Here is a 23,873-nt window from a genome sequence, read left to right on the forward strand (position 1 = left end):
CCTACTTCAGCTCCAGTAGTAATATAATGCGTTTCTTTTCCACTTATCGGGGTCAGTGCGGGTTCCGTGCAAGCCAGGCCTTGGCCGCTTCAACATCCCCCGCAATACGGGTCCTGAGGATATCCAGTGAGGCAAATTTTTCTTCGTCGCGCAATTTGTGGCAAAACACCACCGCCAGCTCACGCCCGTAGAGGTCGCCACTGAAATCAAAAAGATTGACTTCCAGTAATGGCCGCGCGCCCGCCCCCTCAACGGTCGGGCGAAATCCCACATTGGCGACTCCCGCTATCTCGCTACGCCCGGTCACAAGGTCCGTGCCATCGGTCGCATGGGTGCGCACGACATATACTCCCACCAGAGGGGAGCGGTAGCGGTGCAGGCGCACATTGGCTGTGGGTGCACCCAATTGGCGACCCAGAGAGCGGCCGGGCACAACTCTGCCGGTAATCCGGTAGGGCTGTCCGAGCAGGGCCTGCGCCAATTCGAAATCCCCCCGCTGCAGCGCCTCGCGGATACGGGTACTGCTGACCCGCTCGCCACGGATTTCCATTGTTGCCGTGTCCTCTACCGTGAAACCGCTCTGGGCTCCCATCGATTGCAGCAAGCGATAATCGCCGCTGCGATCACAGCCAAAACGGAAATCATCGCCGACCACCAGGTGGCGAATACCCAGCCCCTGCAACAATACGCGGCGAACAAACGCTTCGGCGCTGAGGCCGCGCAGGAAATCGTTAAACTGCAGGCACAACACTCGATCGACACCGGCATCGAACAGCGCCAGCACTTTTTCTTTGAAGCGCATCAGGCGCGCAGGGGCTTTCTCTATGGAGAGGAATTCGTGGGGTTGGGGCTCAAATATAATCGCCACTGAGGGCAGACCCCGCTCCTGCGCGCACTGATTCAGTTGCGCGATCATCGCCCGGTGACCCAGGTGCACGCCATCGAACGAGCCGATGGTCGCCACACTTCCCCAGTGGCGGGGACGCAGGTTGTGCAACCCGCGAATTAGTTCGCGCTGCCGGGCCAAAGCGACCTTCCCATCCTGATAAAATCGAGCCGCACAGTATAACGGATTCCAACGGGGCGGCCAGTGGCCACGGATACCCCGTAATCAATGCCCCGCACACCACCCGCGGTGCTAACTGGTCGCACGGAAATGGCCGGGGCGCAGACCCGACGCAAACAGGACCGCAACATATGTCAGCCCACCGGCGGCGACCACCAGGCCCATGCGCCAGGCCCGACCAGACCAGGACCAGTCGCCCCACGCAGACCAGAAATACAATGCGCCGAGCAATACCCCCACCATTGTGAGGTTCGCCAGCAACAGACGCAGCAGAAAAATCCCCCAGCCCGCCTCGGGCTTGTAGACATCATCCCTGCGCAAGCCCCGGTACAGCAACCAGGCGTTGATCCCGGCCTGGCACGCGGTGGCCAGGGCCAGGCCCATATGGCCGAGCTTGAAAAAATAGTTCAAGGGGATCACAAACAGCAGGCTCAATACCATCTTGGCAGAAATCGCGATCAGCCCAAAACGCATTGGTGTATAGGTATCCTGCCGGGAAAAATAACCCGGTGCCAGCACCTTAATCAGCATAAAAGCCAGCAGACCCAGAGCGTAGGCCCGCAGAGACCAGGCGGCCATCTGCATATCCCTCGGCTCCATGCGCCCATACTGGAACAGGGTGGTGAGCAGGGGTTCAGCCAGCACGATCAGAGCCACCGCTGCGGGCAGCGAGATCAGGGTAACACTGCGTAGTGCCCAGTCGAGTGTATGGCGGAAGCGGCGCGGGTCTCCGTCGCTGTGCTGGCGAGAGAGGCTCGGCAGTATCACCGTGGCCACAGCAACCCCGAATACCCCCAGGGGCAGTTCGGTCAGACGGTCCGAAAAATACAGCCAGGAGACACTGCCACTGGGCAGAAAGGAGGCCAGCAGTGTATCCAGCACCAGGCTGATCTGGGTGACAGAAACCCCGAACAGTGCCGGCCCCATGAGCCGCAGTATTTTACGTACACCGGGATGGCTCCAGTCCCACCTGGGCCGCGGCAGTAACCCTTCCCGGGCGAGAAAGGGCAACTGAAACAGCAGCTGCGCCACACCGGCCGCCAGAACCCCCCAGGCCAGCGCCATGATGGGTGGCTCAAACCAGGTGCTGGCCACTGTCGCGGCTGCTATCAGCATCAGATTGAGGAGCACCGGCGTCAGTGCGGGAATGGCAAAGCGGTCGAAGCTGTTGAGGGTGGCACCGGTAAAGCCCGCTAGGGAAATCAACATCAGGTAGGGGAAAGTGATTCGCAGCATATCCGCGGTGAGATCGAACTTCTCCCGCTCACTGCCGTCCCACCACCAGCCAAAAGCAAAAATACCCGCCACAACTGGAGCGCACATCACGCCCAGCAGGGTAATCAGCAGCAATACACCACCGAGGGCTCCGGCGACGCGGTCATTCAACGCCCGGGCTGCGGCAATGCCACCCTTCTGGCGGTATTCCGACAGTACCGGCACAAACGCCTGGGCGAAGGCGCCCTCGGCAAACAGCCGGCGAAAGAAATTGGGAATTTTAAAGGCGACGAAAAAGGCATCGGCGGCATCTCCAGCCCCGGCAAAGCGGGCCAGGGCTATATCCCGCGCCAATCCGGCAACCCGTGACAACAGCGTCGCGGCGCCCACGACTGAGCTACTGCGCAGCAGCCTGGAAGCACCGGATCTCTCAAGGGGTTGTTCCCGAACTGAGGATGGCTGAGGCAAAACATCGGCTCCTGGGGATCGGTAAAGTCTGTTGGCTGACCAGTCTACCGCAATTCGGCTGATTACAGGGCGGCACAGGGGCGCTGCGATAGGGAACTCGCGAGCCTATAATAGTTACGACTTGGTCACGCGTCCCATGGAAGCGGCGGCGCTGGGAGTGAAAGGATGACCATCAACGCTTTGATTATTGCTCTGGCACTGGCGATAGTGCTCTACATTGCAGTGATGCGCGGGCCCCGTCCCCGGCGAATCCGTGTCAGCGTAGAGGCACCGCGCGACCAGCGCTACCGCCGCCTCCAATAAGTGGACGGCCGCGCCCGGTTGCCACATTTCGTCACAATTGCGCTGTAGTTTGCCACTACCGCGCCACGCCAGCGCCTCCTTGCGGCTTTTTAATACCACTCAAGCGGGCCGGATACACAACGGGTCCAAAAGAGCCAACGCAAGCCTCCAAGGAGCAGAACAATGAAAAATGCATTGATGGTCGCCACCCTGAGTTCCCTGATTGCCGCCGGCGCCCAGGCACAGGAACACCGTGAATCAAAACTGACACCGGCCAAACAGGCCACGGTCTTTACCAGTGCCGCCGTCGCCGGTGCAGCCATGGGCGGGCCGGTCGGGTTTATCGCCGGAGCACTCGGTGGCGCTTGGCTCGGCGAACAGATCAAGCAAGCGGAAGAGACAGATATGCTGGCAACACAATTAACCGAGAGCCGTGCGGAGCTCAACAACCTGGCACAACAACTGGATGCAGCCAGACTGTCCGCAAACAATGCCGGCCAACTCGCATTGGATTCTCTGCAATTCCAGCTGTTATTTACCACTGGAGAAGATGAACTTCAGGAAGGACAGCGGCAGCAACTGAGTGCCTTGGCCGACTTTCTCAGACGCCACCCGCACCTGCAGATCCACCTGGAGGGACACGCCGACCCCCGCGGTAGCGATGGTTACAACAATGTGCTGTCGGACCAGCGCGCCCTGAGTGTTGAGCAGGCACTGGTATCTTATGGAATCGACTCCGCGCGTATCAGTCGCCGCGCGATGGGTGCCACTTACTCCCGGGCACCCCGCGGTGATGTGGACGCCTACGCGATGGAGCGCCGGGTGGACATTCGCTTTTCTCTGCCGGAATCCACCGCCGGACGTTTCTAGCTGGTGGTGGAACAGTGGGTTTTCAACCATCTGCGCAACAAGCCCGGCAGTGATCACAGATCGCAATTCTGCTTGCCACTGCCCCCAGCAACATTACCTCGCTGTGCCTGCGGGCCCTCAGTGCCCGCCTTTTTGCTATTTGTCAGCGCTTTCGTGCATGATTCCCTACATATAAGGAAAAAAGCCGGAATCTGTCATGAGTGCAACCATTGCCATTGTCGAAGACGAGCACGCGATCGCTGCAAACTATCGCGATGCCCTGCGCCGCAACGGTTATCGCGTCGACCTGTACAGTGCGAGAATCGAGGCCATGGCGGCCTTCCGGCAGCGCCTGCCGGATCTGGCAGTCATTGATGTGGGCCTGGGCAGCGAAGTGGAAGGCGGCTTCGAGCTGTGTCGGGAGTTGCGCGCCCTGGCGCCCAGCCTGCCAATTCTGTTTCTCACCGCCCGGGATTCCGAGTTGGATATTATCTCCGGTTTGCGCCTCGGTGCAGATGACTACCTGACCAAAGATATTTCCCTGCCCCATATGCAGGCGCGTATCAATGCCCTGTTGCGCCGGGTAGAGGTTCTGCGCAATCAGGGCGGGGATGGAGAGGCCCTGACCCAGGGCAAGCTCGCACTGGATCTATCCACACTGCACTGCCATTGGGACGGGCAACAGGTGGGCCTCACTGTTACCGAGTTCTGGATAGTCCACGCGCTGGCCAGGCGGCCGGGCCATGTCAAATCCCGCAGTCAACTGATGGAGGCCGCCCAGGTGGTTCTGGATGACAATACCATTACTTCACATGTCAAGCGCATCCGCCGCAAATTTCAGGCGCTGGATGAAAAATTCAACGCCATAGGGACTGCCTACGGCATGGGCTATCGCTGGCAACTGTAACGCTTTCTCCCCTTTGCGTCGGGCGTCCACCCGGTGCAAAAGCCTCCACGAGCACACCCGATGAAGCTTCGCCGCCAACTCCTGCTTGTCAGCCTCGTTGCCCTGGCCCTGCCCTGGGCCGGTTGCCAGTACCTGCGCCAGGTGGATGCAGCCCTCGCCCAGGGGCAACTGCAGGCGCTGGAGGCCACCGCGGCAGCCATCGCTGCACGCCTCGCCAGTGCACCACAGCTCATTGCCCCGGATCCACTGCGCCAGGCCCGCCCTCCAGGTGCCCAACTCTACCTCAACCCGTTGCCCCAAGCGCCCTTCGTGGACGGCTACGGGGACGAGTGGCGCTCTCTGGCACTGAAACCCAGGGCACTGCTCGACGCGCAGCGCTCACCTTTGGCACAGGTTACACTGGGGCAATTTGGTGAGCGCGTCTATCTTCTGCTGACCGTCAGTGACCCCACTCCAGCCTATCATGATCCCCGCACCGGCCTGCTCTCCGCAGGGGATACCGTCGAACTGTATACCGGCAACCGGCATTACACGCTACCTGTGGCGAGCCAGGGCGCGGCCAGCGCCCTGTGGCACGATCCCAGGGCCGGCCACTACGAGCGCGAGCTGCGCCTGCACGGGCGCTGGACCACTTCCCCCACCGGTTACCAGTTGGAACTGGCTTTGCCCTACGCACTGACTGGCGGCGCTCTGTCGGTCCAGGTCCGAGATCGCGCCCACAGCGATGGCGGCGCGCCGGTGCGCGCAGCCAGCACACTGCCCGCAGACGGGATACCCGGCCACCTGGTGCGGCCCCTAGCGGATTTGCACACGGAACTGGAGCACTTCGTCCGCCCCGGCCTGCGTTTGGCGGTGGTGGACAGTGAGGGCTTTCTGCTCGCGAGCCACGGGCAGTTGCAAATCAATGACAAAGACGGGGAACCAACCCCCTGGCTGCGCAACTGGATTTACCGCAAACTACTGGCACAGGAAGACCTGTCTCCGTTAGCAGTCAGCGGCCTGCCAACGAGTGCCGGCGCAGATCGCACTCCCTGGCGACAGTGGTTCAGCGGTCCCCTGCAGTCCCGCATCGGCGCCGTCAGCGTACCGGTGATCACCCGTGCCGATGACGTCGTCGAACGACCACTGCTGGGGCGGGTACTGGTACTTCAGTCCGGTGCTGTCATGCAGTCTGTGACAGAAGGGGCGGCACACCGCCTGTGGCTGATCAGTTGCGCCGCTGCTGCCACAGCCCTGCTGCTTTTACTGGCCTATGCCAGCTGGCTGTCCTGGCGAATTCGCAAACTGCATCGCGCAGCCCGCACCGCTGTGGATGCCAGCGGCAAACTGCGTGGCGACTTCCCCATATCCCGCGCAGGTGATGAACTGGGTGCCCTGAACCGCACATTTGCCAGCCTGTTGAGTGAACTGGATCAATACCACCAGTACCTACGCACCCTGGCCGGCAAGCTGTCTCACGAACTGCGCACGCCCCTGGCCATTGTGCGCTCTTCTCTGGACAACCTGTGCGAGGGCAACCTGGACAAAAACAGCCGCCGCTATGCCGAGCGCGCAATGGACGGCAGTGCGCGCCTGTCGGGGATTCTCAACAGCCTCTCCGCCGCCAGTAATCTGGAGGCCAGCATCCAACAGGCCGAACGGGAACCCTTCGATCTGGCGGATTTCCTCAAGGTGATGGTGCAGTGTTACAGCGACGCCCACCCCAACTTCCGTTTTCACCTGGACGTCTCCCCCGGCGAACTGATCTGTCATGGCGCACCGGAACTGCTGGCACAGTTGCTCGACAAACTGGTGGACAACGCCTGCAGTTTTGCCCCCGCAGGCAGTGAAATACAGCTGTCTGCGCATATCGGAAGAGAGGGCTACACCCTGTCTGTCAGTAACCGCGGCCCATTGCTGCCCGGCGGCTCTGTGCACAAGCTGTTCGACTCTCTCGTTTCCGTGCGCAAGGGCGGCAACAACACAGGCCACCTGGGCCTGGGGCTGCATATCGCCAAGCTGATCGCAGACTTTCATCGCGGCAGGTTGCGTGCCGGTAACCGCGCCGATGGCAGTGGTGTGGTGTTCTGCCTGGAGTTGCCGGCCCGGTAACCGGTGCGGCCCCCAAGCACTGTGGCGAGCCCGACCATGGTTGACAAGCCAGTAACTGTGGGGATAATGTCGCGTCCCGATCGGGCCCCAGGGCCTGTTAGTTACAGATTCAGGATTCCAGACAGGAGCAACCGGTGGCCAACTCACCTCAAGCGAAGAAACGCGCACGCCAGAACGACAAGCGCCGCATGCACAACGCCAGTCTGCGCTCCATGGTGCGCACCTACATCAAGAAGGTAGTAGCCGCCATTGATGCGGGCGATGCCGAAAAAGCAAAAACCGCCTACGCTGAAGCGGTTCCCGTGATCGACCGCATGGCGGATAAAGGTATTATTCACAAGAATAAAGCAGCTCGCCACAAGAGTCGCCTGAACGCCCAGATCAAAGCGCTGGCTGCCTGATCTCATCGGGTAGCAGACTCAAAAAAAGCCCCGCAATGCGGGGCTTTTTTGTCACCGGCAGCAGAGAACCGGCACTGACATCAGAGCAAAACCAGGTTGTCGCGATGAATCAGCTCATCATCGTCGCGGTAACCGAGCAAGTCGATAAATTTTTCCGAGGGTTGTCCCTGAATCCTGAGACTCTCCCGACTGTCATAATTCACCAGGCCCCGGGCGACCTCCCGCCCCGCGCTATTGCGGCAGGAAACCAGATCTCCCCGCCGAAAGCAGCCCTCCACGCCTGTGACCCCCACCGCCAGCAGGCTCCTGCCTCTCTCCAGCAGGGCTGTCTCTGCCCCCCTGTCCAGTACCACAGCACCGCGCACCTGCAACTGGCCGGCAAGCCAGCGCTTGCGCGCCGCGAGGGGGCCCGCCTCGGGCAACAGCAGGGTACCCAGCGGCTCCCCTGCGCAAACACGCGTTATCACCGCTTCCCTGGCACCGCCAGCAATCACTGTGCAGGCACCGGAACGCGCGGCCAGTTGCGCTGCCCGCACCTTGGTAGCCATACCGCCGCGCCCCAGGCCGCTGCGCGATTCCCCCGCCACCTGCAATAGCCTGGGGTCCAGCGCGGAAGCCTCAGCAATCAACTCCGCACGGGGATTTTCCCGGGGGTCTTCGCTAAAGAGCCCGTCCGCATCCGTCATAATCAGCAGGGCATCCGCCTCTACCAGGTTGGCAACCAGCGCCGCCAGGGTGTCGTTGTCCCCAAAGCGGATTTCATCGGTCACTACGGTGTCATTTTCATTGACGATGGGTACGGACCCCAAAGACAGGAGGGTTCGCAGGGTGCTGCGCGCATTGAGATAACGGGTGCGATTGGAGAGGTCGTCGTGATCCAGCAGGATCTGTGCGCTGGGAATATCGAAGTCACCGAAGGCCTGCTCATAAACCTGTACCAGGTGACTCTGCCCCACTGCGGCGGCAGCCTGCAACTGGTGAATGGATTCCGGTCTGCGGCGCCAGCCCAGTCGATCCATACCGGCGGCAACAGCGCCGGAGGAAACCAGGACCACCTCTATTCCACGCGCGCGCAGAGCTGCCATCTGCGCAACCCAGGCCGAGATCGCCGAGCGGTGTACACCGCGCCCCCCGTTGGTTAACAGGGCGCTGCCGATCTTTATCACCCAGCGCTGTCCCCTGCAAAGCCTCTGTCGTGAAACGGATATGGCGTTCATATTTTTCCTGGCCTTCCAAGGCCCTGTGAGACTGTCGTAAGGGACACGCCTGGCTCGTGCGCCCGGGCCAAACTGGCGAGCATACTCACGAAACTTTTACAGCACTATTTTTTATCCGGCTGCTGTGGTCGCATGAGGTTCATTACGGCTAAATATATCCAGCCCCCGATCCAGGTAAATCCCAAACAAAAGGTAACCGCCCCACTAGTCAGCATTGAGCGTTTTGTTTTTTCGCCAATCGAATGGCAAATAATGCTGGTGCCACTGCCGTAACAAGCAATATATATGGCATCAAACTTATACTGATATGCATAGTATTTTTCTTTTAAGCGAAAACTGTCTGGCTCTGATCATAAAAACAATCGTCTGATTGTCAAACGAGACTCAATGCCAGGCCGGTTTGGGGCGATGTGGTAGCACACTGTCATACCGATGCCATTCAGGGACGATACTCGATATCCACATCGCCATCGTCCCGGCCCTCATTTTCTTCCTCCGATCCCCTCGCGGCCCTGCGCCTGGCGCGATAACTGTCTCGCTGTGTCTCAATGCGCTCGCGCGCTTCGCGCTGCATCTGCTGCTGCACTTCCAGCTCTGCCTGGGCCAGTTGCGGAGCCTTGCCCTCCGCCTCCCGGCGGGCTTCCAGAAAGTCCATCAGGCAGCCAACCAGTACACCGGTGCCCTCCGCGCGGATCGCAGCCACCCGAAACACCGGCCCGGTCCAGTTCAGGGCTGCAACAATCGCTTCACAGCGCGCTTCCAACTCGGCCGCGGGTACCAGATCGGTTTTGTTGAATACCAACCAGCGCTCGCGCCCGGCCAGGGTGGCGCTGAAGCAGCTCAGCTCACGCTCAATGGCGCGAGCATTCTCAACGGGGTCGGAGCCGTCGAAGGGCGCCAGATCCACCAGGTGCAAGAGCACCCGGCAGCGGGTCAGGTGCTTGAGGAAGCGAATGCCCAGACCAGCGCCCTCGGCGGCACCCTGGATCAGGCCGGGGATATCGGCGATCACAAAACTGCGGTGCTGCTGTACCTGCACCACCCCCAAATTGGGCACCAGAGTTGTGAAGGGATAGTTGGCCACCTTGGGCTTGGCTGCGGAAACGGCGCGGATGAATGTGGACTTGCCGGCATTGGGCAAACCGAGCATGCCCACATCGGCCAGGACTTTCAGCTCCAGCTTGAGGTTGCGCGCCTCGCCCGCTGTCCCGTTGGTGGTCTTGCGGGGAGCCCGGTTGGTACTGGATTTGAAGCGGGTATTGCCGAGGCCATGGAAACCGCCCCGCGCAACCAGAAGGCGCTCGCCGGCAGCAGTCAAATCCCCCAGGGTTTCACCGGTTTCCGCATCAATCACCGTGGTACCCACCGGTACCTTCAATACCAGATCCCCCCCCTTGGCGCCGGTGCAGTTGCGCCCACGTCCCTGTTGGCCAGCCTCGGCGATATAGCGGGGCTGGTAGCGGTAATCCACCAGGGTATTCAGGGAATCGTCGGCTTCCAGGTAGACCGAACCGCCATCACCGCCATCGCCACCATCCGGCCCGCCCCGCTCGACAAACTTTTCCCGGCGAAAGCTCAGGCAGCCATTGCCCCCCTTGCCCGCCTGCACGTAGATGGGTGCTTCATCGACAAATTTCATAAATCACTCCACTACCTCGGCGATTGTCCATTCCGTATCCTGCCCAAGCCGGCGACACCCACCAACCGGACAGGTGGAGGTTCCCCAAAAAACAGGTACTTACCCCGGGTATTCCGTAACGGTTTACTGCCTTGCAACAAAAAAGCCCCGCAGCAAGCGGGGCTTTTTTGAAGCTTGGGCCAGATTCCGCTCAGACTGTTTCGATGGAAACAAACTTGCGGTTATTGGGGCCTTTCACTTCAAACTTCACAACGCCGTCCGCCGTGGCGAACAGGGTGTGGTCTTTACCCATACCAACATTCACCCCGGCATGGAACTTGGTGCCGCGCTGGCGAACGATGATATTGCCTGCAACAACAGACTGGCCGCCAAAGCGCTTAACGCCAAGGCGTTTGCTCTCGGAATCGCGGCCATTTCGGGTACTGCCGCCAGCTTTCTTGTGTGCCATGAATCGTTACTCCTCTTTATGCCTTGATACCGGTGATTTTCACTTCGGTATACCACTGGCGGTGACCCTGGCGCTTCATAGAGTGCTTGCGGCGGCGGAACTTGATGATTTTCACTTTCTCGCCGCGGCCGTGGCTGACCACTTCGGCAGTCACTGCTGCGCCATTGACAACGGGAGCGCCGATATCAATCTTGTCGCCATCAACTACCATCAGCACCCTATCGAAATCGATGGATTCCCCAGTAGCGACTTCCAACTTTTCAAGGCGAAGTATCTCGCCCGCTTCCACGCGGTGTTGCTTGCCACCGCTTTCAAAAACAGCGTACATATTTTTCTCTGCTCCGGTGTGGACGACACGAAGCAGCGGACGGACTGTTGGGTCATCAACCGCATTTTGGGAGCTTGCGCCGTGTTGTCTAAACATCTGTTGCCGACGGGTCCCAGACGGCCCAGACCAGAGCCGATCGGTACCCGCAAACGGCGGGGCGCAGATTCTAATCAATTCACCGGGTTGATACAATAGCGCCCCTTTACCGTCCGGCTCCTTCGGGCGGCCTCTGTCAGTCGTATAAGGAACTCATGCATGATGCCTTTCCACAGGGTCGCCGCCGAAGACTTTGCCGCAGTCAACCAGCGTATTCTCGATCAACTGCACTCGCACGTTCCCCTGGTGGAAAACATCGGCCACTACCTGGTGGAGGCCGGTGGCAAGCGCCTGCGACCCCTGCTGGTGCTGCTCTGCGCCAGGGCCTGTGGTTATCGCGGTAATCGCCATATCGACCTCGCCACCATTATTGAATTTATTCACACCGCCACGCTGTTGCACGATGATGTGGTGGACACTTCCGAACTGCGCCGAGGCCGCCTTACCGCCAATGCCAAATGGGGTAATGCCCCCAGCGTTCTGGTGGGCGACTTCCTCTACTCCCGCGCCTTTCAGATGATGGTTGCCCTGCAGGATATGCGCATCATGGCAATCCTCTCGGATACGACCAACACCATCGCCGAGGGCGAGGTAGAGCAGTTGGTCAACGCAGGCGATCCCGACGTGGGCGAAGACAGCTACTTCACCGTTATCCACAAGAAAACCGGCGCCCTTTTTGAGGCCGCCTGTGAAACTGCCGCAGCCCTGGCCGGATGCACCAACGAGGTACAAACCGCTCTGAAACTGTACGGCCGTCACCTGGGGCTCGCCTTCCAACTGGTCGATGATGTACTCGACTACCGCGGCAACCCGGAGGCATTGGGTAAGAATGTGGGCGATGACCTGGCCGAGGGCAAACCGACTCTGCCACTTATCTACACCATGGCCAAGGGGACCCGGGCCCAGGCGCAACTGGTCAGGGAAGCCATTGAACGGCACAGTGCAGAGCAATTGTCCGGCATCGTCGAAGCCATTGAGGCTTGCGGGGCACTGGATTACACCATGGAACACGCCCGTGTTGCCGTCGATAACGCAAAAGCACAGCTGGCTTTTCTGCCCGACTGCGCACAAAAGACGGCCCTGCAACAATTGGCCAGTTTTGCAGTGGAAAGAGAGGTCTGAGGCCCCGGGAGATCGCGCCAATCCGACCGCCAAACGGGTTACCGGGGTAGGAGGATGCGTGCAGGTGGTGCTCCAAAATGGTGACAGCCGGGCCACTGCGCGCATCTGCGCCGGCATTGCAAGGCAGGCAGCTCAATAGCATTGAAGCGGAATTCAGGCGCGGATCAGTCTGAGTAACTCTTCGGTCTTCGCGCGCATCAGGGCCTTATCCCCCCGGGATTCCACATTCAGGCGGACGACCGGTTCAGTATTGGACATGCGAAGATTAAAACGCCAATCGGTATAGCCCACACTCAAGCCATCCACATGCTCCACGCACTCGGCATCGGGGCCATAGCGCGCTTCGACGGCTTTCAGCAGTGCTGCAGCATTCTGCACCCTGGTATTGATCTCGCCGGAGCAGGGAAATGCCTTCATGCCCTCCCCGACCAGTTCCGACAGGGGCTTGCCACTGCGGCTGACCAATTCGGCCACCAATAGCCAGGGGATCATACCACTGTCGCAGTAGGCGAAGTCACGGAAGTAGTGATGGGCACTCATCTCACCGCCGTAAACCGCGTCTTCCCTGCGCATACGCTCTTTGATAAAAGCGTGGCCAGTTTTGCTTTGCACCGGTACACCGCCCGCCCTGTAGACGATATCCCTGGTATTCCACAGCAGGCGGGGATCGTGAACCACTTTGGCACCTTTATGCTTACGCAGAAAGGCGCCTGCAAGCAAACCGACCAGGTAGTAACCTTCGACAAACGCACCCTTTTCATCAAAGAAAAAACAGCGGTCGAAATCACCATCCCAAGCAATACCAAAGTCAGCCCCACTCTCACGCACCGCCGCCGCGGTGGGTGCACGATTCTCCGGCAGTATCGGGTTGGGGATACCATTGGGGAAATTGCCGTCTGGCTGGTGGTGTACCCGCACAAACTCAAAGGGCAGGTGTGGTGCCAAGGCATCAACCACTGTGCCCGCGCCACCATTACCGGCATTGACCACCAACTTGAGCGGCCTGAGGACAGAGCGATCAATATACCCTAACAGATGCCGGACAAAGGCTGCGCGATGCTCAAAACGCTGTAAATCACCGCGCTGAGTCACAGGGGGAAAGTTGTTCTCCTCCGCCAGGCGTTTGATATCCAGCAAACCGGTATCACCACTGATCGGGCTGCTGCCGGCACGGACAAATTTCATTCCATTGTATTCCATGGGGTTGTGACTGGCGGTCACACAGATACCGCCATCAAAGTCTCCATGAAAAGTGGAGAAGTAAATCTCTTCGGTTCCACATTCCCCGATATGAAACACCTCTGCCCCGGCATCGCACAGACCATTGGCCAGCGCTGCGGTCAGTTCGCCACTGGTCAGGCGTATGTCGTGCCCAACTACTACCCGGCGCGCGCCCAGGAACTGGGCAAAGGCTCGCCCCACCCGGTAAGCGATATCGACGTTCAGCTCTTCCGGTACCCGACCGCGCACATCATAGGCTTTAAAACAGGTGAGTTCGCGCACTTACTGCTTCTCCTGAGCGGGCTGGCCGGGAAGGTATACATTTTCATACACATGGTTCGTGGCCTCGATAAACCCTTCCACTGAACCACAGTCAAAACGGCGCCCCCTGAACGCGTAAGCCAGCACGCAACCCTGACGCGCCTGGGCCAGCAGGGCATCGGTAATCTGAACTTCCCCATTTTTGCCCGGGGGTGTATCGCGGATCAGGTCAAAAATATCCGGGGTTAAAATGTAGCGCCCGATAATCGCCTTATTGCTCGGCGCCTCTTCCACAGCGGGCTTCTCGATCATATCGGTTACCTGGTAGAGGCCCGGTTTGATCTCGTTGCCTGCGATCACACCGAATTTATGGATCTGCGTCATTGGGACTTCCTCGACGGCAACGATGCTGCAACGAAACTGCTTGTAGAGCCGCACCATCTGCGCGAGCACGCCCAGGTCATCGTTCAGGCACAGGTCATCTGCCAGCACTACGGCAAAGGCCTCATCTCCCACCAGGCGGCGCCCCTGCAGGATCGCATCGCCCAAACCCCGCATTTCCCCCTGGCGTGTATAGGAAAAGCTGGCACAGTCGATGACCTTGCGTACAGAATCCAGATAGCGCTCTTTGCCGGTTCCGGCAATCTGGTGTTCCAATTCAAAATTGGTATCAAAGTGATCCTCGATGGCACGCTTGCCCCGGCCGGTGACAAAGCCAATTTCCGTCAGCCCCGCCTCAATGGCTTCCTCGACGCCGTACTGTACCAGCGGCTTATTCACCAGAGGCAGCATCTCTTTTGGCATGGCTTTGGTGGCAGGCAGGAAACGGGTGCCGTAACCGGCGACCGGGAACAGACATTTTTTGAGCATTTTACCCCCTTTGAACAAAAGCGTGTCTCCCGCTTCGGGCCGGCAATCTAACACAGTTGGCAAGCGGTATCATTTACACAAGATGACGCGAGTATCCCCAATAAGGCCAAAAATCCCCGATTCAATGCTCTAAGATTGTGAAAGCAATTATAGCGCCAGTCACAAAAACCGTTTTGCCTGACTGGACAAGCAAGACAGAGCCCTTAGAATGCCCGCTCTTGCAAAAACGCCCAGCCTCAATTGCACAACCACCCACTAATAGGGATAAGATGAGTAACTTTGTTCAAAAAAACAACTATAGCAGGGAGGAACTCCTGACCTGCTCCCAGGGTGAAATGTTCGGCCCCGGCAATGCCCAACTGCCCGCCCCCAATATGCTGATGCTGGACCGAATCACCCACATTTCCAAAGAGGGCGGCGCCTTCGGCAAGGGAGAATTGATTGCAGAGCTGGACATCTCTCCCGATCTGTGGTTTTTCGACTGTCACTTTCCCGGCGATCCCGTCATGCCCGGCTGCCTCGGCCTGGACGCCATGTGGCAACTGCTCGGTTATTTCCTGGCCTGGAAAGGCAATCCCGGGCGCGGGCGCGCACTCGGCTGCGGCGAAGTCAAGTTTACCGGACAGATTCTGCCCACCAACAAAAAAGTAACTTACCATATCCAGATGAGCCGTATCGTCGAGCGCAGGCTCGTCATGGGAATCGGCAACGGCAGTGTCTCTGTCGACGGACGCGAAATTTACACAGCGAAGGATCTTCGCGTAGGCTTGTTTACCCGCACGGATAATTTTTAAACTGGCCGAAGACCAATACCGCTGAAAGTCCTCTGCCGACACGCTATGCTGGAGATCACTATGCGCCGGGTAGTCATTACCGGAATGGGAATCACATCCTGTATCGGTACCAACACAAAAGAAGTCACTGCCTCCCTGAAAGCCGGCCGCAGTGGCATTCGCTTTCAGGACGAATATCGGGATCTCGGACTGCGCAGCCAGATTGCCGGTCCGGTGGATATTGATTTCAAGGAACATATCGACCGCAAGCAACTGCGCTTTATGGGTGATTCCGCCGCCTATGCCTATATTGCCATGCGCGAGGCCATCGATCAGTCCGGCCTGGAGGAGAGCGATATTTCCAATCCACGCACCGGTATTATCATGGGCTCCGGGGGCACCTCCACCCAACAGATTATCGATGCCGCGCACACCCTCAAGGAAAAAGGTGTGCGCCGTGTCGGCGCCTACCGGGTACCCCAGGTGATGGGCAGCACCGTCTCTGCCTGTCTCGCCACCCCGTTCAAAATCAAAGGCGTCAATTACAGCATCTCTTCCGCCTGTGCAACCAGCGCCCACTGCATTGGCCACGGAGCCGAACTGATCCAGATGGGCAAGCAGGATATTGTCTTTGCCGGCGGCGGCGAGGAACTGGCCTGGAGCCTGACCCACCTGTTTGATGCCATGGGCGCCCTTTCGAGCAAGTACAATGAAACCCCCACCAGAGCCTCGCGCCCCTACGATACGGATCGCGATGGGTTTGTGATCGCCGGCGGCGGTGGCTGCCTGATACTGGAGGAGATGGACCATGCACTGGCACGCGGTGCCATCATCTATGCTGAGCTGACCGGCTACGGCGCCACCTCAGATGGTTACGACATGGTCGCTCCCAGCGGCGAGGGTGCGGTGCGCTGCATGCAACAGGCCCTGGCGGGCATGGATGGCGGTGGACTGCGTGGCAGCGTGGACTATATCAATACCCACGGTACCTCGACCCCCGTGGGAGATGTGGCCGAACTCAAGGCCATGCGCGAAGTTTTTGGGGACAAGGGACCGGCTTTCGCTTCCACAAAATCTCTGACCGGCCACTCCCTTGGGGCTGCCGGTGTACAAGAGGCGATTTACAGCCTGCTGATGATGCAACACAATTTTATCGCCGCCTCGGCCAATGTAGACAACCGGGACCCCGCAGCCGTAGGCATGGATCTGGTGACCGAACTGCGTGAATGCGAAATAAAGCGCGCCATGTCGAACAGCTTCGGCTTCGGCGGCACCAATGCCTGTCTGGTTTTCGATAAGGTGTAGGCCGAAAGCCCAACAGGGGCCTGCCTAACGGGGGCCTGCCTAACGGGCGCCTCTCTCTTTGCAACACCTCCCCGGCAATCCCTTACCTCTCCGCTTCCAGGCGCTCAAGCCAAAGCTCCACCTGCCGGGTGAGGCCCTGGCGCCAGCTGTGCTGCTGGATGCCAAACACATCGCGCAGCTTGCCGCAGGCGAGAACAACACTGCGGTCTCGCCGCTTGCCGCTATCCTCCAGTGGGTTCAGCTGCACCAGGCGCTCTTCGTCATAGAAGGACCGGGCCCGCTCCACAACCTCCAAAGCAAACTCCATCGCAGTACAGCTGTCGGAGCTGCCATAGTGGTATATCCCGCTGGCACAGGCTCCACTGGCCAACTGCTGTGACACTGCCACCACCACACGCGCCAAATCCAAAGCAGTGACCGGATTGCCGCTGCTACAGCTGTCCAGGGCGATGGGCTCGCCCGTAACAAAACTGTGCAACACCCGCCCCAACAGTGCATCCCGGCTGCTGTCCACCACCCAACCGAATCTCAAAATAGTCAGATGATCCAAGCCGCCCAGGGCCCGTTCACAAGTCAGCCACTGTCGCCCGCAACGGGCGCGGGGCTCCGCTGCCTCGTCTTCATCGTAGTGACGGCGTTCTCCGCCGGCAAAGACCTGATAGGAGGAGAGGTGGATCACATGCGCACAGGGGTTCTGCGCGAGCAGTCTGGCCACCTGTAGCGCCTCCGGCTGCGCATCGGCGCAGGCCGAGGCATTGATCACAAGAGAGCCCGGGCGCAATTGTTCGAGTTCAGACGGGGCCAACAGCTGGGTGCGCAGGCCGGCACGCTGCAGGCGTTTCTGCAACGCGCCGTCAATTTCATTGCCGGCCGTGATAACCGCAACGGTGCCCGGTCTGTAGCCGGAGCTCAGTTCAGACACTGGACAGGCCAGCCTCAGAAGGGAATATCGTCGTCAAAGCTGTTGTCGAACCCACCGGCGGAGCCCTGGTTGGGCTGCTGCTTGTTGGGTGGTGCCGCCGGCGAAGGGGCGGTATTTGCCGGTGCAAAGGCGCCCTGACCACCCGTGGGGTGTGCACCGGTATCGGCGGCGCCCATTCCGGCACCACTCACACCCTGGCCAAAGCCGCCCGCTTCACCGCGGCCGTCGAGCATCTGCATCTCACTGGCGACAATCTCAGTGCTGTAGCGATCCTGGCCGGTGCTCTTGTCCTGCCACTTGCGTGTGCGCAATGCTCCCTCAATATACACTTTGGAACCCTTGCGCAGGTACTCTCCTGCAATTTCGGCCAGGCGGTTGAAGAACACCACCCGGTGCCACTCGGTGCGTTCCTGCTGCTGGCCAGTCTGCTTGTCTTTCCAGCTCTCACTGGTGGCCAGGCTTACGTTGGTTACGGCACCCCCACTCGGCATATACCGGGTTTCCGGATCATTGCCCAGATTGCCAATCAAAATAACTTTATTAATTCCCCTGGCCATGGCCCTCTCCTCTCTTCAACCCGGGTCCCGCCCGGGGCAATTATGATTCAGACGTTACCTGTGCACGCCTGCTCAAGCACTGCCGTTGCGCGATCGCCCCGGCAGGCAATCAGTGTATGTTTATCCAGCAGCATACAACAGTCGCCACCAGTTAGTAAGCACTGGCCCGCTCGCGCAGCCACCACCAGAGCAGCCCCCAGACCGATAACACCGCAAAACCGAACCAGGCCACAGCGCTCGCGCCACCCACGCCGAACAGGTAGCCTCCCAGACTGCCGCCGACAAAGGTGCCGAAAAACTGCAGGGTTGCATAGAGACCCGAAGCGGCCCCGCGGGCATCCACCGGCGCCTTGCGGGTCAACTGGGCCGGCAACAGCGCCTCCAGTAGATTGAAACCGGTAAAGAAAATACCCAGCAGTACCACTGCAACCCAGGGGCCGGTCGCCAGCAACAGTGCCGCACTGCCCCCAGCCAGAGCCAGAGCGCCCAGGTTTAAGGCGAGCGGGGCTTTTTTACCGCGCTCTGCCAGCCGCATCAGCGGCAGCATCAAAATAAAGGTGCCCAGCATCAGGGGGCCGTACAGTTTCCAGTGCTCCCCTGCCGGCCACCCCAGCCTGTCCACCAAAACCAGTGGCAGGGCGACAAATAACGCCGTCAGTAACAGGTGGGAAAAAAACGCCCCGGAAACCAGCCTCCAGATGAGACCGCTGCCCAGTACAGTGCGGAAACCACCGCTGGAAACCGCCGGGCGCCGCGCCACCGGTGGCGCTGGCACAACATACCAGACCAGCAAAATGCCCAGCAAAGCCAATACCGCGGTGACCCAGAAGACAGCCGCCAGACCACCGGCGCCCGCCAGGGCCGGCCCCAGTACCACTGCCAGCATAAAGGCCACCCCGATTGACGCACCTACCACCGCCATGGCGATACCGCGCTTCTCGTCCCGGGTGAGATCGGCAACCAGCGCCATTACCGCTGCCGAAATAGCACCACAGCCCTGCAGCACCCTGCCGGCAATCAATCCGTAGACCGAGTCCGTCTGGGCCGCGATTACACTGCCGAGGGCAAACAGGGCGAGGCCCGTATAGATCACCGGCTTGCGCCCCCAGCGGTCGGATAGCAACCCCAGGGGAATCTGCAGCACCGCCTGGCTCAGGCCATAGGCACCCAGGGCCAGCCCCAGCAGCAGGGGCGTGCTAGCGCGGTAATCCTCACCGTAAACGGTGAGCACCGGCAGCACCATAAACAGGCCGAGCATGCGAAAAACATACAGGGGGGCCAATCCACCCAGGGCGCGACGCTCAATGGCATTCATGCAAATCCCGCAACAGCATTCAATTGGGCGCGCATTGTACAGCGAGCTGCCAACGGGCTGTAGTGGAAGCTGCACAGATGCCCACCACGGCTAATTGCGACCGTAATCATCGTCAAAGCGAACGATATCATCCTCACCCAGATAACTGCCGGATTGCACTTCGATCAACTCCAGGGGAATGGTGCCCGGGTTTTCCAGGCGGTGGACCACACCCAGGGAAATGTAAGTGGACTGGTTCTCGGTGATCAGCAACTCCTCTTCGCCGCGGGTCACCCTGGCTGTGCCACGCACGACGACCCAGTGCTCGGCCCGGTGGTGGTGCATTTGCCGGGACAGCTGCTGGCCGGGCTTAACCACAATACGTTTGACCTGGAAGCGCGGGCCCGCATCTATGGAGTCATAATAACCCCAGGGCCTGTAGACCTTGCGGTGGCGCCGGGCCTCGCTGCGCCCGGAACGCTTGAGATTGTGCACCAGCTTTTTCACCTCCTGAACCCGTTGTTTCCCGGCGATCAGCAGGGCATCATCGGTATCCACCACCACCAGATCCTTGACTCCCAACAGGCTTACCAGGCGATTTTCAGCGCGCACCAGACAGCCCTCGCTGTCCTCCAGCAGCACATCGCCCTGCAACAGGTTGTCATCGGCATCCCGTTCGGCCAGTTCCCAGAGTCCAAGCCAGGAGCCCACGTCGCTCCAGCCGGCATCCATAGAAACCACGGCGGCGGTTTCGGTGCACTCCATCACCGCATAGTCCACCGACTCGTCGGCGCAGGCGGCAAAGGCCGTTTTATCCACACGGGTAAAATCCAGATCCCGCGCGGCGTGTGCACAGGCGCTCCGGCAGGCCGCGAGAATATCTCCGCGGTGTTGGCCCAGCTCTTCCAGATAACGGGAGGCGCGCAACAGGAAGATGCCACTGTTCCAGGCGTGCTCACCGCCGGCCAGGTAAGACTTCGCAGTATCGTCATCCGGTTTCTCGACAAACGCCATCACCTTCCAGGCACGGTCCCCCAGAGCCTCTCCGCGGCGAATATAGCCATAGCCTGTCTCGGCGCGCGTCGGCGCAACACCAAAGGTCACCAAATATCCCTGTTCCGCCAGCGCCGCCGCTGCCTGCACCGCACTTTGGAAAGCCGGCACATCCGCCACTGTATGATCTGCCGGCAGCACCAGCAGCAGGGGGTCCTCACCGCACTCCAGTGCCGTCAACGCAGCCAGAGCAATGGCCGGTGCCGTATTGCGTGCACAGGGCTCCAGCAGGATCGACTGGGCCCCGTGCCCAATCTCCTGCAGTTGTTCTGCCGCAGCAAAGCGGTGCTCCTCATTGCACACCAGAATGGGGGCCTGCAATCGCTGCAGCCCCTCCAGACGCCGCACCGTAGCCTGCAACATGGTCTCACCGCCAATCAGCGGCAGAAACTGCTTTGGGTAGGCTTCGCGGGAGAGCGGCCATAAACGCGAGCCGGTACCACCGCAGAGAATTACAGGAACCATCACTTCAATCTGTCCAGCTGTTGGGTTTTTGCGGCAGACGATTTTGGCACATTGGCTGGCGAGTTTATACTGAGCTGTTTTTCGGCACCGCAGTTGTGATCGCCCTGCGCGGAGCAAGTCCGAGGCCCGACCCAGTATGACCAGCAGATAGGTAGAGCGTGGACACGATTTATGTAAGGGGTGCGCGCACCCACAACCTGAAAAATATCGACCTCGACATCCCCCGCGACAAACTGATCGTGATTACCGGACTGTCCGGTTCCGGCAAATCCTCCCTAGCATTTGACACCCTCTACGCCGAGGGCCAGCGCCGCTATGTGGAGTCCCTCTCCACCTATGCGCGCCAGTTCCTGTCGATGATGGAAAAGCCGGACGTGGACACCGTCGACGGACTGTCTCCAGCCATATCCATCGAGCAAAAGTCCACCTCTCACAACCCCCGCTCTACCGTGGGTACTATCACCGAGATTTACGATTACCTGCGCCTGCTGTTTGCCCGTGTGGGCGAACCCCGCTGTCCCGAGCACGCTGAACCGCTGCAGGCGCAGACAGTCAGCCAGATGGTGGATCAGGTACTGGCCCTGCCGGAAGGCAGCAAGATCATGCTGCTGGCACCCGTGGTGCGGGATCGCAAGGGCGAGCACCAGCATGTGTTCGAACAGCTGCGTCGCGATGGGTTCGTGCGCGCGCGTATTGATGGGGTGACCTGCGATCTCGATGACACCCCCAAACTGGACAAGCGCCGCAAGCATACCATTGAGGTCATCGTGGACCGCTTCAAGGTACGCAATGATCTGCAACTGCGCCTGTCGGAATCTTTTGAAACGGCCCTGAACCTCACCCAGGGCATTGCCTCCATCAGTTTTATGGAGGGCCATCAGGAAGACCGGCTCTTCTCTGCCCGCCACGCCTGCCCGGTGTGCGACTATTCCCTGGATGAGCTGGAGCCGCGTCTGTTCTCTTTCAACAATCCCGCCGGCGCCTGCCCGAGCTGCGACGGCCTGGGCGTCAAGCAGTTCTTCGACGAGGACAAGGTGATTCTCGATCCGCAGAGCAGTATTTCAGAGGGCGCCATCCGCGGCTGGGACCGACGCAATATCTATTACTATCATATGCTCGATGCCCTCGCTGAGCACTACGGCTTTGATCTGGACAAGCCCTGGAAAAAGCTGCGCAAAGCGCACCGCAGGATTATCCTGCAGGGCAGTGGCGATGAAGTCATCGACTTCAGCTATGTCAACGACCGCGGCGACGTCACCGTGCGGCGTCATACTTTCGAGGGCATTATCCCCAACTTCCAGCGCCGCTACCGGGATACTGAATCCCAGTCCGTGCGCGAGGAGCTGGCCAAATACCTGAGCACGCAGCAGTGCCCTGAGTGCTGCGGCACCCGCCTGCGCCGCGAGGCCCGCCATGTTTTTGTAGACAACCGCACCCTGGCGGAAATCACCGCACTGCCGGTGGGCGATGCCTTCGATTATTTCGATCACCAACTGACTTTCGAGGGCGCCCAGAAAGAGATTGCCGACAAGATCCTGAAGGAACTGCGCGACCGGTTTCGCTTTCTCGTGGACGTGGGCCTCAACTACCTGACCCTGAACCGTAGCGCTGAAACCCTGTCCGGCGGCGAGGCCCAGCGCATTCGCCTGGCCAGCCAGATCGGCGCAGGCCTGGTGGGTGTGATGTATATTCTCGATGAGCCCTCCATCGGCCTTCACCAGCGCGACAATGCACGCCTGCTGAACACACTCACCCACCTGCGCGATATCGGCAATACCGTGATCGTGGTGGAACACGATGAAGAGGCCATCCGCAACGCAGACTACATTGTCGATATCGGCCCCGGCGCCGGCGTACACGGCGGTGAAATAGTCGCCGTCGGTAGCGCGGACAGGATTGCCAGGTGCAAGAATTCACTGACCGGGCAGTACCTCTCCGGCAAAAAGAAAATTGCCGTGCCAGAGGCGCGCTATGTACCCGAACCGGACTATATACTGCGTCTTGAGGGCGCCCGTGGTAACAACTTGCGGGACGTGGACCTGGAAATTCCCGTGGGCCTGTTCACCTGTGTCACCGGTGTCTCCGGCTCCGGTAAATCCACTCTGATCAACACCACCCTGTATCCGCTGGCAGCGACAGCCCTGAACAGAGCTACCACCCTGAAGGCTGCGCCCTACCGGGCAGTGTATGGGCTGGAGCACTTCGACAAGTGCGTGGATATCGACCAGAGCCCCATCGGGCGCACACCCAGATCCAACCCGGCCACCTACACCGGTATTTTCACCCCGATCCGCGACCTGTTTGCCGGCACCCAGGAAGCCCGTTCCCGCGGCTACAAGCCCGGTCGCTTCAGCTTTAATGTCAAGGGCGGTCGCTGCGAGGCCTGCCAGGGCGATGGCGTCATCAAGGTGGAGATGCACTTTCTTCCTGATATCTATGTGCCCTGCGACACCTGCCATGGTAAGCGCTACAATCGCGAAACCCTGGAAGTACACTACAAGGGCAAGAACATCCACGAGGTACTGGAAATGACCGTGGAAGATGCGCGGGAGTTCTTCGACCCGGTACCTGCAATTGCCAAAAAACTGCAGACACTGATGGATGTGGGCCTCTCCTATATCAAGCTCGGCCAGGCCGCCACCACCCTCTCCGGCGGTGAAGCGCAGCGGGTGAAACTCTCGCGCGAACTGTCCAAGCGCGACACCGGCCAAACCCTGTATATTCTCGACGAACCCACCACCGGCCTGCACTTTGCCGATATCCAGTTACTGCTGGATGTATTGCACCGACTGCGCGATCACGGCAATACCATTGTTGTCATCGAACACAATCTGGACGTCATCAAAACCGCTGACTGGATCGTTGATTTGGGTCCGGAGGGCGGTTCCGGCGGCGGTCAAATTATTGCAGCGGGTTCACCGGAAGAGGTTGCGGAAATGGAGTTGTCCCATACCGGGCAATTTCTCAAACCAATGCTCGAATAGCTTCATTCACAAAGGGTGACAGATGACTCCGGCGCCCTG

General features: G+C 59.8%; 21 protein-coding genes. 9 read left to right on the forward strand and 12 right to left on the reverse strand.

Features of this window, described 5'->3' with window-relative positions; genetic code table 11:
* Positions 1 to 52: 52 nt before the first annotated feature.
* A complete protein-coding gene (gene ribF / locus M8T91_RS15710) occupies positions 53 to 1,027 on the reverse strand; it encodes a bifunctional riboflavin kinase/FAD synthetase (protein ID WP_301415115.1) in 975 nt (324 codons plus the stop codon).
* A gap of 111 nt (positions 1,028 to 1,138) precedes the next feature.
* The gene (gene murJ, locus M8T91_RS15715; RefSeq protein ID WP_301415116.1) at positions 1,139 to 2,749 is read right to left on the reverse strand and encodes a murein biosynthesis integral membrane protein MurJ; all 1,611 of its coding nucleotides are present in this window, start codon (positions 2,747 to 2,749) and stop codon (positions 1,139 to 1,141) included.
* 165 nt (positions 2,750 to 2,914) lie between these two features.
* Between murJ and M8T91_RS15720 the strand changes: the two genes are divergently transcribed.
* The 5 genes from M8T91_RS15720 (at position 2,915) to rpsT (ending at position 7,279) form a co-directional block, all read left to right on the forward strand.
* A complete protein-coding gene (locus M8T91_RS15720) occupies positions 2,915 to 3,052 on the forward strand; it encodes a hypothetical protein (protein ID WP_301415117.1) in 138 nt (45 codons plus the stop codon).
* A 162-nt stretch (positions 3,053 to 3,214) separates the two neighbouring features.
* Positions 3,215 to 3,901: an OmpA family protein gene (locus M8T91_RS15725; RefSeq protein ID WP_301415118.1), complete on the forward strand. Its 687-nt coding sequence runs from the start codon at positions 3,215 to 3,217 to the stop codon at positions 3,899 to 3,901.
* A gap of 196 nt (positions 3,902 to 4,097) precedes the next feature.
* A complete protein-coding gene (pdsR, locus tag M8T91_RS15730) occupies positions 4,098 to 4,787 on the forward strand; it encodes a proteobacterial dedicated sortase system response regulator (protein WP_301415119.1) in 690 nt (229 codons plus the stop codon).
* 60 nt (positions 4,788 to 4,847) lie between these two features.
* Positions 4,848 to 6,878, forward strand: coding sequence for an ATP-binding protein (locus M8T91_RS15735; RefSeq protein WP_301415120.1), 2,031 nt, complete (start codon positions 4,848 to 4,850; stop codon positions 6,876 to 6,878).
* A 134-nt stretch (positions 6,879 to 7,012) separates the two neighbouring features.
* Complete coding sequence (gene rpsT / locus M8T91_RS15740; protein WP_108731693.1) at positions 7,013 to 7,279, forward strand: 30S ribosomal protein S20; 267 nt, start codon at positions 7,013 to 7,015, stop codon at positions 7,277 to 7,279.
* A gap of 80 nt (positions 7,280 to 7,359) precedes the next feature.
* Here the strand turns inward: rpsT and proB are convergent, their stop codons facing one another.
* The 4 genes from proB to rplU form a co-directional block, all read right to left on the reverse strand.
* The gene (proB, locus tag M8T91_RS15745; protein WP_301415121.1) at positions 7,360 to 8,496 is read right to left on the reverse strand and encodes a glutamate 5-kinase; all 1,137 of its coding nucleotides are present in this window, start codon (positions 8,494 to 8,496) and stop codon (positions 7,360 to 7,362) included.
* 439 nt (positions 8,497 to 8,935) lie between these two features.
* Positions 8,936 to 10,135 (reverse strand): Obg family GTPase CgtA, encoded by a 1,200-nt coding sequence (gene cgtA, locus M8T91_RS15750; protein WP_301415122.1) that lies wholly within the window; start codon positions 10,133 to 10,135, stop codon positions 8,936 to 8,938.
* A gap of 190 nt (positions 10,136 to 10,325) precedes the next feature.
* A complete protein-coding gene (gene rpmA, locus M8T91_RS15755; RefSeq protein ID WP_301415123.1) occupies positions 10,326 to 10,583 on the reverse strand; it encodes a 50S ribosomal protein L27 in 258 nt (85 codons plus the stop codon).
* Positions 10,584 to 10,599: 16 nt separating this feature from the next.
* Positions 10,600 to 10,911, reverse strand: coding sequence for a 50S ribosomal protein L21 (gene rplU / locus M8T91_RS15760; RefSeq protein ID WP_301415124.1), 312 nt, complete (start codon positions 10,909 to 10,911; stop codon positions 10,600 to 10,602).
* A gap of 255 nt (positions 10,912 to 11,166) precedes the next feature.
* Between rplU and M8T91_RS15765 the strand changes: the two genes are divergently transcribed.
* Positions 11,167 to 12,129: a polyprenyl synthetase family protein gene (locus M8T91_RS15765; RefSeq protein WP_301415125.1), complete on the forward strand. Its 963-nt coding sequence runs from the start codon at positions 11,167 to 11,169 to the stop codon at positions 12,127 to 12,129.
* 153 nt (positions 12,130 to 12,282) lie between these two features.
* Here the strand turns inward: M8T91_RS15765 and M8T91_RS15770 are convergent, their stop codons facing one another.
* On the reverse strand, positions 12,283 to 13,632 hold the full coding sequence (locus M8T91_RS15770; RefSeq protein ID WP_301415126.1) for a phosphohexomutase domain-containing protein: 1,350 nt from the start codon (positions 13,630 to 13,632) through the stop codon (positions 12,283 to 12,285).
* Positions 13,633 to 14,481, reverse strand: a complete 849-nt coding sequence (gene galU / locus M8T91_RS15775) for a UTP--glucose-1-phosphate uridylyltransferase GalU (protein ID WP_301415127.1) — start codon at positions 14,479 to 14,481, stop codon at positions 13,633 to 13,635.
* A gap of 269 nt (positions 14,482 to 14,750) precedes the next feature.
* Here galU and fabA point away from each other — a divergent pair, with 269 nt between their 5' ends.
* A complete protein-coding gene (fabA, locus tag M8T91_RS15780) occupies positions 14,751 to 15,275 on the forward strand; it encodes a 3-hydroxyacyl-[acyl-carrier-protein] dehydratase FabA (protein ID WP_301415128.1) in 525 nt (174 codons plus the stop codon).
* A gap of 60 nt (positions 15,276 to 15,335) precedes the next feature.
* Positions 15,336 to 16,559, forward strand: coding sequence for a beta-ketoacyl-ACP synthase I (gene fabB, locus M8T91_RS15785; protein WP_301415129.1), 1,224 nt, complete (start codon positions 15,336 to 15,338; stop codon positions 16,557 to 16,559).
* Between the two features lie 82 nt (positions 16,560 to 16,641).
* On the opposite strand, the gene M8T91_RS15790 is transcribed toward fabB, so the two are convergent.
* From M8T91_RS15790 to M8T91_RS15805, 4 genes are all read right to left on the reverse strand, one after another.
* A complete protein-coding gene (locus M8T91_RS15790; RefSeq protein ID WP_301415130.1) occupies positions 16,642 to 17,481 on the reverse strand; it encodes a sugar nucleotide-binding protein in 840 nt (279 codons plus the stop codon).
* A gap of 14 nt (positions 17,482 to 17,495) precedes the next feature.
* Complete coding sequence (gene ssb / locus M8T91_RS15795; RefSeq protein ID WP_301415131.1) at positions 17,496 to 18,038, reverse strand: single-stranded DNA-binding protein; 543 nt, start codon at positions 18,036 to 18,038, stop codon at positions 17,496 to 17,498.
* A 151-nt stretch (positions 18,039 to 18,189) separates the two neighbouring features.
* The gene (locus M8T91_RS15800; protein ID WP_301415132.1) at positions 18,190 to 19,353 is read right to left on the reverse strand and encodes an MFS transporter; all 1,164 of its coding nucleotides are present in this window, start codon (positions 19,351 to 19,353) and stop codon (positions 18,190 to 18,192) included.
* Positions 19,354 to 19,443: 90 nt separating this feature from the next.
* Complete coding sequence (locus tag M8T91_RS15805; RefSeq protein WP_367317727.1) at positions 19,444 to 20,850, reverse strand: mannose-1-phosphate guanylyltransferase/mannose-6-phosphate isomerase; 1,407 nt, start codon at positions 20,848 to 20,850, stop codon at positions 19,444 to 19,446.
* 158 nt (positions 20,851 to 21,008) lie between these two features.
* Here M8T91_RS15805 and uvrA point away from each other — a divergent pair, with 158 nt between their 5' ends.
* Complete coding sequence (gene uvrA, locus M8T91_RS15810; RefSeq protein WP_301415134.1) at positions 21,009 to 23,834, forward strand: excinuclease ABC subunit UvrA; 2,826 nt, start codon at positions 21,009 to 21,011, stop codon at positions 23,832 to 23,834.
* The last annotated feature ends 39 nt before the right edge of the window (positions 23,835 to 23,873 follow it).

This window comes from Microbulbifer sp. MI-G (assembly GCF_030440425.1).
Lineage (GTDB): Bacteria > Pseudomonadota > Gammaproteobacteria > Pseudomonadales > Cellvibrionaceae > Microbulbifer > Microbulbifer spongiae.